The following is a 15,283-nucleotide window of genomic DNA, read 5'->3' on the forward strand; positions in this document are numbered from 1 at the left end:
TAATAAAATCAGATAGTCAAATTTTATTGTTGACATGAAAAAAGATATACTGTTATAATATATGGTTTCATTTGACTATTATACAAGCTTATGGTATGATATATACAGTGAGGTGGAGTGTAGTGGCTAAAACATTATTCGAAATTAAGCAAGGTCTTGAAAGTCACGTTGGAAAACGATTAAAATTGAAAGCCAATGGTGGAAGAAGAAAAACGATTATACGTTCCGGAGTATTAGCAGAAACGTATCCTTCCGTTTTTATCGTTGAGCTGGACCAAGACGAAAATGCATTCGAGCGTGTTTCATACAGCTATGCAGACGTACTGACAGAAACGGTTGAATTAAATTTTGCTGATGATCTAGCAGCAGCATCAAATGTTATCTTAGAGCAGTAGACAAAATAAAATGTCTATTGCTTTTTAATTTGCCTGAAATATCCTTTTTTACATAGAACTGACTGGTTTGATTTGGTCGGTTTAACATAAACTAAGAATGTCGTAAAGAACTACATCAGAAAGGGGTTGTTCTTTCATGGGCAGACGTCGCGGGATCATGTCAGACCAATTGAAAGAAGAAATTGCCAAAGAGTTAGGGTTTTACGACACCGTACAAGAGGAAGGCTGGGGCGGAATTAAGGCAAGGGACGCAGGGAATATGGTTAAGCGAGCCATAGAAATAGCCGAGCAGAATATGAACCAGAATGGCAAGTCCTGATTGGGCTTGTCTTTTTGGTTGGTTGGAAAAAAGTTTGGCAGCTTGAGCCTGAGTACTTGTTCACCAGATGAATATCCACCCAAGACGGCAAATATCCGTTCAATCCGCCGCATATCTGTTCAACCAGCCGCATAGCCGTCTAAGACCGCAAACATCCATCCGACTCCGTAAATATTTATCACACCACACAAATACCCTTCCGCTTCTGAACGGTCGCCTCCTCTTTTCTAATATGTTACAATTTGTTTATCTTTTAGTCCTGAAAAAGTAGGTGACGGTGATGGCACTTTTTGAGAAGGCGCCAGCAAAGATTAACTTAGCTTTGGATGTGTTGAGCAAGCGTGATGACGGGTTCCATAATGTGGAAATGTTAATGACCACTATCGACCTGGCAGATCGTATTAAGCTTACCTCCTTGGAAGAAGACCGAATTGAAATCTCTTTAGAAAGCAGATTTGTCCCAAGCGATGAACGGAATTTGGCTTACAAAGCAGCTTTTGCATTTAAAAAGAAATATGGTATAGAGAAGGGTGTTCAAATTCATATCGAAAAAAGCATTCCTGTTTCAGCTGGACTTGGTGGGGGTAGCAGTGATGCTGCAGCTGTGCTCCGGGGATTAAATCGTTTATGGTCTCTTGACAGGCCAATGGGTGAGCTTGCTGAATTAGGAGCGGATATCGGATCAGACGTTCCCTTTTGTGTGTATGGGAATACTGGAATAGCTAAAGGACGCGGGGAAATTGTTGAAAAACTAGCTCCTCCACCTCCTTGCTGGGTTGTTTTGGCAAAACCGGATATAGGTGTATCGACAAGAACTATATTTCAGCGAATTATTCTGGATGACCTCACTCACCCCAATACCGATCAAATTATTTCTGCGCTGGAAAATAAGGATTTTGACCAGATGTGCTGCAATATTGGAAATGTGCTGGAAAATATAACACTCAAAGTCTATCCGGAGGTCCGGCGGATTAAAAACGCGATGATACAGGCAGGTGCTGCTGGAACACTTATGAGTGGCAGTGGACCAACCGTATACGGTCTGGTGGAACATTACACGACAGCTAAACGGATATACAATGGGATGCGCGGCTTTTGCCATGAGGTATATTTAGTTCGGCTTTTAGGCTGAGTATTGCTAAAAAGCATATGTTAATGGTATATTAATTTACAAATATTCGGTTTTGGGGTGTAGGTATGAAAAGAAGTAATCGATTGGTTTACTTATCAAACTTTTTTCTGGAAAATCCATGGGAACATAGTCAATTACCGCAGTTTGTTGATTCATTAAATACGACAAAAGCCTCTATTAGTGAGGATTTGGATATTGTCGATACTGTCTTCCGAAATGAAGGGTTAGGTTATTTAAAGAGAGTAACTGGAGCGGCGGGAGGCGTCAAATATATTCCTGAGTTTTCTCTGGAAAAAAGCAATCAATTCATTCAGGAGCTGTGCGACATGTTGGAGGATCCCGTTCGTATCCTTCCGGGCGGCTATCTTTATATGAGTGATATTTTAGGTGATCCACGAAAAGTAAGAGAAATCGGGCGTGTCTTTGCATCAAAATTTTCCAGGCTGAATATTGATGTTGTTGTTACTGTTGCTACGAAGGGGATTCCTTTAGCATATGCGACAGCTTCATTTTTAAATGTGCCTGTGGTTATTGTCAGAAGAGATCCGAAAGTAACAGAGGGCTCATCTGTAAGCATTAATTATGTTTCAGGATCCTCCCGTAAAATTCAAACGATGGTTCTTCCAAAGCGGAGTCTGCAGGAAGGAGCCAATGTTTGCATCATCGATGATTTTATGAAGGCGGGCGGCACCATTACTGGCATGATCAATTTACTGGGCGAATTTGATGCAAATGTAAAAGCAATTGGCGTACTTGCTGAAGCGGATGACGAAGAAGAAGAACGGGTAGTGGATAGTTATACATCGCTTGTAAAAATATCCAATGTTGACATAAAACATAAACAAATTGATGTGAATCCCGGAAACTTTTCCAACGAAATATAAATGTAAAAAGCCTGATTTTTGTTAAATTAACCCCTTTTTCCATAACTTTTTAAAATAATTTAACTTTTTTTCAAAAGTTAGCAGGAATTTTATATGTTTTGTTGAACTACTTAATTAAGTTCAAAAGGGAAAAGGTGGTGAAACATCATGGAAGTAACTGACGTTAGATTACGCCGCGTTAATACAGAGGGAAGAATGCGTGCAATTGCATCAATTACGTTGGATCAAGAATTTGTAGTCCATGATATACGTGTAATTGATGGGAATAATGGACTTTTTGTAGCAATGCCATCCAAACGTACGCCCGATGGGGAATTCAGGGATATTGCACATCCAATTAATTCTGGAACCCGTGCAAAAATCCAGGATGCTGTATTAGAAGAATACCGCCGTGCAGGAGAAGCTGAAGTGGAATACGAAGAAGCTGGTGCTTCCTAAAAGCACGTTCAACTAAGAGGTCTAATCAACTTTTGATTAGCCTTCTTTTTTTGGATTTTTAAAACTCCTGCTGGCTGAAGCGAATATCCTCCCGGTGCTATATCTGTTGAAATTGTATGCTTTTTAAGATATATTTTATAATGGATAATTCGAATTGATGGAGGTTTCCTTATGACAAAACGGTATGCTGTCGTTCTAGCAGCAGGACAAGGAACAAGAATGAAATCCAAGCTTTATAAAGTGCTTCATCCAGTAGCTGGACGCCCGATGGTGCAGCATGTTATTGATCAGATAAAAACAGTGCAATTAGATAAAATAGTAACTGTTGTTGGTTTTGGTGCGGATAAAGTAATTGAACATATAGGGGATGAAAGTGATTTCGTTACCCAGGCAGAACAATTGGGGACAGGACATGCCGTTATACAGGCAGAAGACCTCTTGAGTGATAAAGATGGAACAACTATTGTAGTATGTGGTGATACTCCGTTAATTACAAGTGATACATATAAAGCACTTTTTGATCATCACGAGAAAAATGGCGCAAAAGCTACTGTATTAACAGCTAAGGCACCGAACCCTTTCGGATATGGAAGAATAATTCGGGATGGTGCAAATGAAGTTGAGAAAATCGTGGAGCAGAAAGATGCTACTGAAGAAGAACTGCTTTCAGATGAAATAAACACCGGTACGTATTGCTTTGATAACCTGGCCTTATTTGCAGCACTGCAGCATGTATCGAACGATAATGCTCAAGGTGAGTATTATTTGCCGGATGTTATTGAGATTTTGCGGGAGCAATCAGAAAAAGTAACCGCTTTTCAAACTCCTGAATTTGAAGAGACATTAGGTGTGAATGATCGCGTGGCACTGGCTCAGGCTGAAAAAATCATGAAAAAACGCATTAATGAGAAACATATGCGTAATGGAGTAGCAATTATAGATCCGGACAACACGTATATACATCCGGAAGTTGAGATAGAACAGGATGTTGTGATCCATCCTGGAACAATTATCAGAGGCGCCTCTGTCATCAAAACAAATGCGGAAATTGGCCCAAACAGTGAAATTACCAATTGCTATATTGGTGAGGAAACGGTAATGAAACAAAGTGTAGCAAATGACAGCAAAATAGGTGACCGCGTTAAAATTGGCCCATTTGCCCATATTCGTCCGGAATCGTCTATTGGCAACGAGGCTAAAGTTGGGAATTTTGTAGAAGTTAAAAAGACTGTATTAGGTGATAAGAGCAAGGTTTCACACCTAAGTTACATTGGCGATGCGCAAGTTGGAAGCAATGTGAACGTTGGTTGTGGTACAATAACAGTAAACTATGATGGAAAAAATAAGTTTTTGACAACTATTGAAGATGATGCGTTTATTGGATGTAATTCCAATTTAATAGCACCAGTCACAGTAGGAAAAGGTTCATATGTTGCAGCAGGTTCCACGATTACTAAAAATGTTCCAGAGGATTCCTTATCTGTTGCAAGGGCAAGACAGACGAATAAAGAAGGCTATGCAACCAAGCTGAAAAACAGACAAAAAGATTAACGGAGGGTTTTTCATGGCATCTCGCTACAAGGACGGATCCTTGAAGGTTTTAACATTAAATTCTAATAGGAAATTGGCAGAAGACATTGCAGCACATATTGGTACAACTCTTGGTGAGTGTTCCGTTAATATGTTCAGTGATGGCGAAATACAGATTAATATCGAAGAAAGTGTCCGCGGCTGTGATGTGTACGTAGTCCAATCCACCTGCTCACCGGTAAATCAGCATATGATGGAATTGCTGATCATGATTGATGCATTAAAGCGTGCTTCCGCAAGATCAATAAATATTGTCATGCCATACTATGGATATGCCAGACAGGACAGAAAAGCCCGCTCACGTGAACCAATTACTGCAAAGCTTGTAGCAGATCTGCTGGAAACTGCAGGAGCAAACCGCGTCATTACGCTGGACCTGCATGCACCGCAGATTCAGGGATTCTTTGACATTCCGATTGACCACTTGCAGGGTGTTCCGATTTTATCCGACTATTTTGAGGCGAAAAATCTGGAAGATGTCATCATTGTCTCCCCGGATCATGGCGGTGTAACTCGTGCGCGTAAGTTGGCTGATCGCCTGAAAGCACCAATTGGCATTATTGATAAACGCAGACCGCGGCCAAATGTGGCAGAGGTAATGAATATTGTTGGTAATATTGAAGGCAAGACAGCAATTTTAATTGATGATATTATTGATACTGCCGGTACGATTACACTTGCTGCAAATGCTTTAATTGAAAACGGGGCGAAGGAAGTTTACGCATGCTGCACACATCCTGTGCTTTCCGGACCAGCATTGGAAAGAATTGATAATTCAAAAATAAAAGAATTAGTAATTACCAATTCTATTCCAGTATCAGAAGATAAATATATTGATAAAATAACTCAATTATCAGTAGCTCCATTAATTGGTGAAGCTATTATCCGGGTGCATGAACTGCAATCTGTAAGTATTTTATTTGATTAAATGTTTAGATATACGGTGAAATGGGAATTCTCTATATGTATGTTTTTACTTACCTACTAGAATGTACACACACAATATCAAAGAGAAACTTTAGAAAACTTGGCTTATCGCCAGGATTAGGTTTTAAATAATTTGGAGGGTGATGAACATGGCAGTTAAATTAAAGGCAGCAAAGCGAGAAGATCTTACAAAATCATCAACGAAACAACTTAGAAACAGCGGCAGGGTTCCTGCAGTTGTTTATGGAAAAGAGAAAGAGGCCAAGACAATTTCTGTAGACAGTATTGAGTTAGTAAAAACTGTCCGCGATGAAGGCAGAAATGCTATTATTTCTCTTGATGTAGAAAACGATAGTGCCGTAGATGTGATGCTTCACGAATATCAAATGGATCCAATCAGGGACGAGCTTGTTCATGTGGACTTTTATATTGTGAACATGTCTGAAGAAATGGATGTAGAGGTACCACTTAGACTGGAAGGTGAAGCACAAGGTTCTAAAGATGGCGGTGTATTGCAGCAGCCATTGTATGAATTACAAGTACGTGCAAAACCTAAGGATATCCCTGAAGAAATCACGGTTGATATAAGCTCATTGCAAATAGGTGAGAGTATTGCAGTTGTAGATTTGCCGAAAGCAGACAACTATGAAATTTTAGAGGAAGATGAGACTACGATTGCTACAGTACTTGCACCAGATACACTAGACGATGTTGAAGAGGCACCAGATGAGAATGCTGAACCTGAATTAGTTGGTGCAGAAGACAATTCAGACGAAGAAAAGTAATAGCAGCAAACTAAGAACAAAAGCGCGGGGCGCTGGAGCTGGACATGGCTATTTATGTCCAAGAATTAATAGCTGTAAATTTTATACTTTCTCTACTAACAAAATAATAATGCTAATGGAACCCCTCCTATAAACAGTTGAAAATGAGTCAATTTTAATAGGAGGGATTGTTCTATTTGATTTAATCGCCTCGAATACAGAAAAAAAGGAAGAAGTAAAAATGAAATGTATTGTTGGACTTGGAAATCCCGGAAAAAAATATGAGCATACACGTCATAATGTGGGGTTTATGGTCATTGATGAATTATTACATCGTCATCAATGGGATTTAAATAAAACGAAATTTAACGGAAAATATGCGATGGAGCATATTCAAGGTGAGAAAGTAATTCTTCTGAAGCCACAGACCTATATGAATCTCTCCGGTGAATCAATTCGTCCATTAATGGATTACTATGATGTAGCTGAGGAGGATTTACTCGTTATTTATGATGACCTGGATCTTCCGGCAGGAAAAATACGTCTGCGTCAAAAAGGCGGCCATGGCGGCCATAATGGGATACGATCAACCATTGACCATCTTGGAACAAAAGAATTTAAGCGGGTCCGCATTGGTGTCGGCAGGCCAACCACACCTATTCCTGTAGTGGATTATGTACTTGGGGGATTTTCCAAGGAACAGCAGGAAGATGTTGTCTTAAGCATAAAGAAATCAGCAGATGCCTGCGAGTCGTGGCTGAATCATTCATTTTCAGAGGTAATGAATGAATATAATCAGTAGTATCTCTACATAGCCTAAATGTCCTGTCTTTGTATAAGGTCATTGCTTTCCGGATAAACTTTAGGATATACCCTGGTTTTACTCGAGGAGGTTATTGAAGTGGCTATTGTTTATACATGCAGACATTGCGGGAATGAAATTGGCAAGCTGGAGCAAAAGGTGATTGATACATCCATGTTGGGATTAGATCAATTAACAGCAAAGGAAAAAGAAGAAATGATAACATATAGGAATAATGGTGATGTTCATATTCACGCAATTTGTGAGAACTGTGAAGAGGCATTAGGACATCATCCGAATTATCATGAATTGGACTTTTTTATACAGTAAAATAGCGAAGAAAAGCTTTGGTGAGTCAGCCAAGGCATTTTTGCGCTTTTCGTTAGATATTAACCGGGGGTTTAAACATGAAGGGTATTAACAGCTATTTAAAATCAAAGGAAGATATACAATCGATTATAAGCGGGATTTCCGGAGGTATGAAGGAGCAGCTGATTGCAGGTTTAGCGGGATCTGCAAGAAGCCTGCTAGTTTCCATTATCAGTGAATCCCTGAATAAACCGATTCTCCTTGTCACACACCAATTAGTACAGGCTCAACAGCTGTATGATGATTTATCTGAATTTATGAGTGAGAAGGATGTTCATTTATACCCTGTTAACGAGCTGATCGCCTCTGAAATTGCGATTGCAAGTCCGGAGCTGAGGAGCCAGCGGATTGAATCGCTCACATCTTGGTCGAAAAAGAAATCGGGTATTTTAATTGCTCCTGCAGCAGCATTAAAGCGGATACTCCCGCCACAAGACTACTGGGATAAATACCAGCTGCATTTTAATACAGGAGAAGATATTGATATTGACCGTTACCTGAATGCATTAGTAGATATGGGTTATGAACGGCAGTCGATGGTAAGTGCTCCAGGGGAATTTAGCCGGCGCGGTGGAATAATAGATATTTATCCCATAACTGAAAAATATCCGGTACGTATTGAATTATTTGATGAGGAAATAGATTCAATACGCTATTTTGATGCAGAAACACAGCGTTCCTTGGAAAAATTGCAGGAAATAACTGTAGGGCCTGCAACGGAGTTATTACTTACGGAGGAAGATATTCTCACAGCTTCAGGAAAAGTTGAAAAAGCTCTGGCAGATACATTAAAAAACATGAAGGCATCTGAAGATAAGGAAACACTTATCGAACGGATGGAAAGTGATATCAGCCGGATGAAGAATCTGGAACATTTTCAGGAAATGTATAAATATATCGGGTTTCTCTACAAGGAACCTGCCAGTTTAATAGATTACCTGCCGGATAACGGTTTGGTCATGCTTGACGAGATGAGCAGAATTCAGGAAACGGCTACAAATCTGGATACAGAGGAAGCCGAGTGGTATGCGAGTCTTCTGGAATCTAATAAAATGGTTAAAAACAGCAGATTTTCATTTGACTGGCAGCATACATGGGATAAGATTCATCATCAGCGTTTGTATATGTCTATATTTTTGCGACATATTCCAAACACACAGCCGCGTAACATCATTGATTTGTCATCCCGTACGATGCAGGAGTTCCATGGACAGATGCACCTTTTCAAAAATGAATTAAAACGCTGGGAAAAAGGTGACTTCTCTGTAGTAATCCTTGCTCCAAATGAAAATCGTGCCGAAAAAATTTCCTCGATCTTTTTGGACTACGGGATGGAAGCGGGAGTTACGGATAATTTGCAGCTGCCTGTGAGTAAACCGACCATTGCGGTAGGGAATATTTCGAATGGAATAGAATTCCCGCTGCATAAACTTGTGCTGATTACGGAAAATGAATTATTCAAAAAAAGAACCAAACGTCCGCGAAAACAACAGAAAATCTCGAATGCAGAGCGAATCAAGAATTATCAGGAGCTGAAAGTCGGGGATTATGTTGTTCACGCTAATCACGGGGTTGGAAGATATCTAGGTATCGAAACGCTTGTTGTAAAAGATATGCATAAGGATTATATGCTGATCAAGTATTCCGGTGATGATAAGCTGTTTGTTCCGATAGACCAGATTGATTTAGTGCAAAAATTCGTTGGCTCCGAGGGAAAAGAGCCGAAACTGTATAAGCTGGGTGGTTCCGAATGGGCGAAGGTGAAGCGGAAAGTACAATCTTCCGTCGAGGATATTGCTGATGATCTTATAAAATTATATGCAGAAAGAGAAGCGAGAAAGGGATTTGCATTTTCGGAGGATTCGGAAATGCAGCAGGAATTCGAAGCATCCTTCCCTTATCAGGAAACGGAAGATCAACTTCGCTGTATAGAAGAAATCAAGCAGGATATGGAAAGAGAACAGCCAATGGACCGGCTGCTTTGTGGGGATGTCGGATATGGTAAAACGGAAGTTGCTATCCGTGCGGCCTTTAAAGCCGTTGCTGATGGCAAGCAGGTAGCTATATTGGTTCCTACAACCATTCTGGCTCAGCAGCACTATGAAACAGTCCGAGAACGCTTTCAGGACCATGCCATCAATATTGGCCTCCTAAGCAGGTTCCGGACAAGAAAGCAGCAGAAGGAAACATTGGATGGGCTAAAGAAAGGCACCGTGGATGTTGTTATCGGAACACATCGCATTTTATCAAAGGATGTGCAATACCGTGATTTAGGTCTTCTTGTCGTGGATGAAGAGCAGCGCTTCGGTGTAAAGCATAAAGAAAAAATCAAGCAGTTAAAAACGAATGTCGATGTCCTGACACTGACTGCAACACCAATACCACGCACACTGCACATGTCGATGCTGGGTGTTCGTGACTTGTCTGTTATTGAAACACCACCGGAAAACCGTTTTCCGATTCAAACCTATGTGATGGAATACAATCCAATTTTTATGAGGGAAGCCATTGAGCGTGAAATGTCACGCGGCGGGCAAGTATTTTTCCTTTATAACAGGGTGGAAAATATCGACAAGGTTGCCCGTGACCTTGGCATGCTTGTCGATGATGCGAGAATTGCAGTTGCCCATGGGCAGATGAATGAGACGGAATTGGAAAGTATCATTTTTGCTTTTTTAGCAGGAGAGTTTGACGTACTGGTGAGTACCACCATCATTGAAACAGGTGTTGATATTCCAAATGTTAATACACTTATTGTTAATGATGCGGATAGAATGGGGCTAAGCCAGCTCTATCAGCTGAGAGGACGTGTTGGCCGCTCCAATCGGGTAGCCTATGCTTATTTTACGTATAAGAAGGATAAGGTATTAACAGAGGTTGCTGAAAAGCGGCTGCGGGCTATTAAGGAATTTACCGAACTGGGATCCGGATTTAAAATTGCAATGCGCGATCTTTCCATTCGCGGTGCAGGTAATCTGCTGGGTTCGCAGCAGCATGGCTTCATCGATTCAGTAGGTTTTGATATGTATTCACAGATGCTCAGTGATGCAATTGAAGCGCGGAAAGCCGGAAAGGAAATAGAGGATATAGCTCCGTTTGAACCAGAGCTTACCCTAAACATTGATGCATATATTCCGGAATCTTTTATAAAAGATGAAAAACAAAAAATTGATATTTATAAGCAGTTCCAGACAATTGATTCGTCAAGCGATGTTCATGATTTAAGGGATGAACTTATCGACAGGTTTGGTGATTATCCGGAAGAAGTTGAGCATCTGTTCACTGTATCGAAATTGAAAATGTATGCAAAACGGGAACGTGTTGAATCAATCAGTGAAAAAAATAAAAAGATAGAATTGCTGGTCGAAGAAAACCGCAGCCAGCAAATAGACGGTTCAAAGCTTTTTGAACTGGCAAATGATTTTGGCCGCGGTGTTCAGCTCGGTACGGAAAACAGCAAATTGAAAATAGCCTTTAAGTGGTCTGGAGAAACTCGGTATAATCGTTATGAAACGGTGGAAAGCTTTATTAAAAAATTAGATTCCGTTGATCGGGAAGAATAGTAAAAAGGCTTTTTATCCAAAACCGGGAAAAATTTGGTGTTCGATGTATACTCTTCCTGAGATGATTTATACTAACAGTACAGTTGGTGATTTTTACCCTTTGAGTAAGTATGTAGAAAGTGGTATGTTTCCATATCAATCATCATTAGAAAGTGAGGCTGCTTAGTATGAAAGCAACAGGAATTGTACGTCGTATTGATGATCTGGGCAGAGTAGTAATCCCGAAGGAAATTAGAAGAACATTGCGTATCCGTGAAGGAGACCCGCTGGAAATTTTTGTAGACAGGGAAGGCGAAGTTATCCTAAAAAAATATTCGCCAATTAATGAGCTGGGACATTTTGCAAAGGAATATGCCGAAGCATTGTTCGATTCCCTTCAATCTCCGGTAATAATAAGTGACCGTGATGAGATAATTGCAGTGGCAGGCGAGTCAAAAAAAGATTACTTAAATAAAAATATTAGCTCCCATTTGGCAAAGACAATTGAAAATCGTACACAGGTAATGGAAACAGAGGCCGGAACGATAGAAATTGTAGATGGAATAGAAAGTGAACTTGCCTCCTATTGCATTAGCCCAATCATTGCAAATGGTGACCCGATAGGCTGTGTAATGGTTTTTTCAAAGGACGGGGACAAGCTAAGCAATGTGGAACAAAAGTCAGCGGAAACAGCAGCAGGGTTTCTGGCTAAACAGATGGAATAATTCTTAAAGAGGATGTTCAAAAAGCCACCAAATTATAAGCTAAGACAAAAATCAGTAATAAACTGGTTTTTGTCTTTTTGCATTGGCAGTAGGCCAGAGTTGAGAGACACCGCCGCAAAGTTGAGAGATAGCACCACTTAGTTGAGAGAACTCTACACAAAGTTGAGAGGGGCCCCCACTTAGTTGAGAGAAAACAGTGCATATATTCCTTATGTTTCAACTTTCGCCCTGTCTCTCTCAACTTTCCGGCAACAACTCTCTACTTTTGCTATTTATGTAATCGTGCATTCCATTCGAACGACATTCAGACTATGCTATAATGAAGGAAAATTTGTGTAACTCAAAAAGGGCGTTTGTTATGGGTGGAAGCGAGACAAATAAGCTGGTAAAAGGTGCCTTGCTGTTAACAATGGCCGGTTTACTCAGCAAGGTTTTGAGTGCGGGATATCGGATTCCACTGCAGAATCTGACAGGGGATATTGGTTTTTATATTTATCAGCAGGTCTATCCAATTCTTGGAATGGCAATAGTTCTATCGTTATATGGGTTTCCATCTGCATTGTCAAAAATAGCTGCAGAAATTAAGGAAAAAGGTGATAGGCTTTCTTTTACAGGTTTTTACCTGCCGCTGTTTTTCATACTGCTGACAATAAATGGGGCAATTTTTCTTTTTCTATTTTTTAATGCGCCATCGCTAGCAATTTGGGTTGGTGATGCTAAGCTAACAAATGCGTACCGTTTGGCTGCCTTTATCTTTTTGCTTATTCCTTTTTCTGCATTGGCCAGAGGAGCTTTTCAAAGTGAATATGAGATGAAGCCGACAGCGTTGTCTCAGGTTGGAGAACAGTTTATTCGTGTTATTATCATCATTGCTGCAGCTATATATATTGTTTTTCAGAGTCAAAGCCTCTATAAAATAGGACAGTCTGCTGCAATGGCGTCGATTGCAGGTGCAGGTGCATCTATATTAATTCTTGCTGTTTTTTTTGTGAAACGAAAGCCGATATCCAATCAACGACAAGGAACAATTCCCTGGAATTTTTATGTGCGAACTGTGTTAACACTGGGAATAGTAGCTTCTTTGAATCATATGATACTCCTTGTCATCCAATTTGCTGATGCTTTTACATTGCTGCCAGGCCTGCAGCAATACGGGCTTTCCAAATTCGAAGCTATGGAAGCAAAAGGTGTGTTTGACCGTGGACAGCCCCTGATTCAGCTCGGGACAGTGCTAGGATCATCCTTTGCCTTAGCTCTGATTCCTTCCATTTCAAAGCAAAAACTAAAGAATAATCCTGTTGAAATCTATCACTATATTCGCACCTCCATGCTGTTCAGCTTTTATTTGGCAGTAGGTGCAACAGTCGGTCTGATCACTATTTTCCCTGAGGCAAATCAATTATTATTCCAAAATAACAAGGGAACGATGGATCTGCAAATCCTGGTTTTATCTATTTTCCTTTGTTCCATGGCAATCACTGCCTCATCCATTCTTCAGGGATTAGGATATATTAAGCGGACAGCCGGATTTGTTTTAATTGCCCTTTTTATAAAATGGATTGGAAATCAAATGCTTGTACCGTTTATTGGCATAACTGGAAGTGCTGCTGCGACAGTTTTTAGTTTATTTGTATTATGCACCGCTGTATTATTTGAGTTAAACAGAAAGCTTCCTGAACTGCAGTTTTTCCAAAAAATTAAATGGACGGCACTTTTAAAAGCTATAATCGCGATGATTGTATTTCTTTTGCTGGTGGATTACATTTTCACACATACGTTTTCCACAAACCGGCTGGTCCTGCTTGTGTATGTTATTTTTATTGCCCTCACTGGTGGAATTATCTACATATTCAGCTTGTTAAAAGGCAGAGCTTTTACAGAAAGCGAGCTTAAGATGCTGCCATATGCATCACTCTTTATTCGTATCCATAATGGGAGGAACAAACATGAATCATAAAATTGAAATTATCGGGCTTGGTGCAGGGGATATAAATCAGCTGGCACTTGGTATTTATAAAAAACTGATTGGTGTAAAAGGAGTTATCTATACCAGAACCTTGGATCATCCCGTTGTACAGACATTAGTCGAAGAAGGTGTGAGGTTCGAAGCCTTTGATGCACACTATGAGGAACATGATCAGTTTGAGGATGTCTATCAAAGTATTGTCGAAACTCTGCTTACAAAAGCGGAAAATGAACCAGTGATCTACACTGTACCCGGTCACCCAATGCTTGCGGAAAAAACGGTTCAGCTTTTACTTGAACAGAAAGAGGTTGAAGTAGACGTTTCAGGCGGGCAAAGTTACTTAGATGATTTGTTCACAGCCTTAAAAATTGACCCGATTGATGGGTTTCAGTTCGTTGACGGAACAGCCTTTGAACGGAGCAGGCTGGATTATCGCCATCATCTAATTTTCTGCCAGGTATATGACCGTTTTATTGCCTCAGATATAAAACTGACCCTGCTTGAGGATTTGCCTGCAGATTATGAAGTGGTTATAGTGGAAGCGGCTGGCAGTGATGCTGAAAAAATTAATCGAATTCCTTTGGAAGAGCTGGATCACACCATAGAAATCAGTAATTTAACCAGTGTTTATATCCCGCCGGCAGCTGAAGGATTGCTAAATCACACATTTACAAGGTTAAGGGAAGTTATTGCAGCATTAAGAGCTCCTGACGGTTGTCCATGGGACCGGGCACAAACGCATGAGACACTCAGGGAATATGCGATTGAAGAAGTGTATGAGCTAATCGATGCGATTGATGACGAAGATGATGAAGGGATTATTGAAGAGCTTGGGGATATACTCCTGCAGGTTATGCTTCACAGTCAAATTGGCGAAGATGATGGCTATTTCACGGTCGATGATATTATTCTTTCAATTACCGAAAAAATGATTCATCGCCATCCACATGTTTTTGCCGACACACAGGTGGAATCGGTTGATGATGTATATAAAAACTGGGATGAATTGAAGAAGGAAGAAAAAGGAGATCGGCGGAAATCAGTATTGGATGGTATCCCTAAACAGCTCCCTTCATTGGCAAAAGCATTTAAACTGCAAAAGAAAGCCGCAAAAGTTGGTTTTGACTGGGATGATGTGAAGGACATCTGGCAAAAGCTTGACGAGGAGCTAAGGGAAGTTCAGGAAGCTATTAAACAGGATGACCAATCAGAAATTGAAAAGGAATTTGGTGATGTACTATTTGTACTTGCCAATCTATCAAGGTATTATAAAATAAACCCGGAAACAGCATTAAACCTGACAAATCAAAAATTTATTTCCCGTTTTTCTTATATTGAAAAACAGCTGGATCAGGTGGAGAAAGATATTAACAAGTCCACTCTGGAAGAAATGGATGAATTGTGGAATCAGGCAAAGGAAAGAGAGTGAT

14 protein-coding genes are annotated in these 15,283 nt (G+C 40.3%); all 14 read left to right on the top strand.

Annotated features, from left to right (window positions below):
• Positions 1–122 precede the first annotated feature (122 nt).
• The 14 genes from veg (at position 123) to yabN (ending at position 15,282) form a co-directional block, all read left to right on the top strand.
• Positions 123–395 carry a biofilm formation stimulator Veg gene (gene veg / locus CIL03_RS07375; protein ID WP_094885174.1) on the top strand — a complete coding sequence of 91 codons (273 nt, stop codon included), beginning with the start codon at positions 123–125 and terminating at the stop codon, positions 393–395.
• Between the two features lie 136 nt (positions 396–531).
• Positions 532–714 (top strand): small, acid-soluble spore protein, alpha/beta type, encoded by a 183-nt coding sequence (locus tag CIL03_RS07380; RefSeq protein ID WP_094885175.1) that lies wholly within the window; start codon positions 532–534, stop codon positions 712–714.
• 280 nt (positions 715–994) lie between these two features.
• Positions 995–1,846, top strand: coding sequence for a 4-(cytidine 5'-diphospho)-2-C-methyl-D-erythritol kinase (gene ispE, locus CIL03_RS07385; RefSeq protein WP_094885176.1), 852 nt, complete (start codon positions 995–997; stop codon positions 1,844–1,846).
• 65 nt (positions 1,847–1,911) lie between these two features.
• Entirely contained in the window at positions 1,912–2,730 is an 819-nt protein-coding gene (purR, locus tag CIL03_RS07390) for a pur operon repressor (RefSeq protein WP_094885177.1), read from the top strand.
• 147 nt (positions 2,731–2,877) lie between these two features.
• Entirely contained in the window at positions 2,878–3,168 is a 291-nt protein-coding gene (spoVG, locus tag CIL03_RS07395; protein WP_094885178.1) for a septation regulator SpoVG, read from the top strand.
• A 171-nt stretch (positions 3,169–3,339) separates the two neighbouring features.
• On the top strand, positions 3,340–4,719 hold the full coding sequence (gene glmU / locus CIL03_RS07400; protein ID WP_094885179.1) for a bifunctional UDP-N-acetylglucosamine diphosphorylase/glucosamine-1-phosphate N-acetyltransferase GlmU: 1,380 nt from the start codon (positions 3,340–3,342) through the stop codon (positions 4,717–4,719).
• 13 nt (positions 4,720–4,732) lie between these two features.
• Positions 4,733–5,686, top strand: a complete 954-nt coding sequence (locus CIL03_RS07405; protein WP_094885180.1) for a ribose-phosphate diphosphokinase — start codon at positions 4,733–4,735, stop codon at positions 5,684–5,686.
• A 148-nt stretch (positions 5,687–5,834) separates the two neighbouring features.
• Positions 5,835–6,470: a 50S ribosomal protein L25/general stress protein Ctc gene (locus CIL03_RS07410; protein ID WP_094885181.1), complete on the top strand. Its 636-nt coding sequence runs from the start codon at positions 5,835–5,837 to the stop codon at positions 6,468–6,470.
• Between the two features lie 220 nt (positions 6,471–6,690).
• Positions 6,691–7,251 (top strand): aminoacyl-tRNA hydrolase, encoded by a 561-nt coding sequence (gene pth, locus CIL03_RS07415; RefSeq protein ID WP_094885182.1) that lies wholly within the window; start codon positions 6,691–6,693, stop codon positions 7,249–7,251.
• A 99-nt stretch (positions 7,252–7,350) separates the two neighbouring features.
• The gene (locus CIL03_RS07420; RefSeq protein WP_094885183.1) at positions 7,351–7,581 is read left to right on the top strand and encodes an anti-sigma-F factor Fin; all 231 of its coding nucleotides are present in this window, start codon (positions 7,351–7,353) and stop codon (positions 7,579–7,581) included.
• A 77-nt stretch (positions 7,582–7,658) separates the two neighbouring features.
• Positions 7,659–11,183, top strand: coding sequence for a transcription-repair coupling factor (mfd, locus tag CIL03_RS07425; protein ID WP_094885184.1), 3,525 nt, complete (start codon positions 7,659–7,661; stop codon positions 11,181–11,183).
• A 167-nt stretch (positions 11,184–11,350) separates the two neighbouring features.
• On the top strand, positions 11,351–11,887 hold the full coding sequence (gene spoVT / locus CIL03_RS07430; RefSeq protein ID WP_094885185.1) for a stage V sporulation protein T: 537 nt from the start codon (positions 11,351–11,353) through the stop codon (positions 11,885–11,887).
• 358 nt (positions 11,888–12,245) lie between these two features.
• Positions 12,246–13,844 (top strand): putative polysaccharide biosynthesis protein, encoded by a 1,599-nt coding sequence (locus CIL03_RS07435; RefSeq protein WP_094885186.1) that lies wholly within the window; start codon positions 12,246–12,248, stop codon positions 13,842–13,844.
• Complete coding sequence (yabN, locus tag CIL03_RS07440) at positions 13,834–15,282, top strand: bifunctional methyltransferase/pyrophosphohydrolase YabN (RefSeq protein WP_094885187.1); 1,449 nt, start codon at positions 13,834–13,836, stop codon at positions 15,280–15,282. Before CIL03_RS07435 ends, yabN begins: the two co-directional genes overlap by 11 nt.
• Position 15,283 lies beyond the last annotated feature (1 nt).

This window comes from Virgibacillus indicus, from assembly GCF_002266285.1.
Classification (GTDB): domain Bacteria; phylum Bacillota; class Bacilli; order Bacillales; family Amphibacillaceae; genus Virgibacillus_K; species Virgibacillus_K indicus.

Coding starts and splice junctions, on each gene's coding strand:
- CIL03_RS07380 (WP_094885175.1), top strand. CDS start 532: ATGGGCAGACGTCGCGGGATCATGTCAGACCAATTGAAAGAAGAAATT.
- ispE (WP_094885176.1), top strand. CDS start 995: ATGGCACTTTTTGAGAAGGCGCCAGCAAAGATTAACTTAGCTTTGGAT.
- purR (WP_094885177.1), top strand. CDS start 1,912: ATGAAAAGAAGTAATCGATTGGTTTACTTATCAAACTTTTTTCTGGAA.
- spoVG (WP_094885178.1), top strand. CDS start 2,878: ATGGAAGTAACTGACGTTAGATTACGCCGCGTTAATACAGAGGGAAGA.
- glmU (WP_094885179.1), top strand. CDS start 3,340: ATGACAAAACGGTATGCTGTCGTTCTAGCAGCAGGACAAGGAACAAGA.
- CIL03_RS07405 (WP_094885180.1), top strand. CDS start 4,733: ATGGCATCTCGCTACAAGGACGGATCCTTGAAGGTTTTAACATTAAAT.
- CIL03_RS07410 (WP_094885181.1), top strand. CDS start 5,835: ATGGCAGTTAAATTAAAGGCAGCAAAGCGAGAAGATCTTACAAAATCA.
- pth (WP_094885182.1), top strand. CDS start 6,691: ATGAAATGTATTGTTGGACTTGGAAATCCCGGAAAAAAATATGAGCAT.
- mfd (WP_094885184.1), top strand. CDS start 7,659: ATGAAGGGTATTAACAGCTATTTAAAATCAAAGGAAGATATACAATCG.
- spoVT (WP_094885185.1), top strand. CDS start 11,351: ATGAAAGCAACAGGAATTGTACGTCGTATTGATGATCTGGGCAGAGTA.
- CIL03_RS07435 (WP_094885186.1), top strand. CDS start 12,246: ATGGGTGGAAGCGAGACAAATAAGCTGGTAAAAGGTGCCTTGCTGTTA.
- yabN (WP_094885187.1), top strand. CDS start 13,834: ATGAATCATAAAATTGAAATTATCGGGCTTGGTGCAGGGGATATAAAT.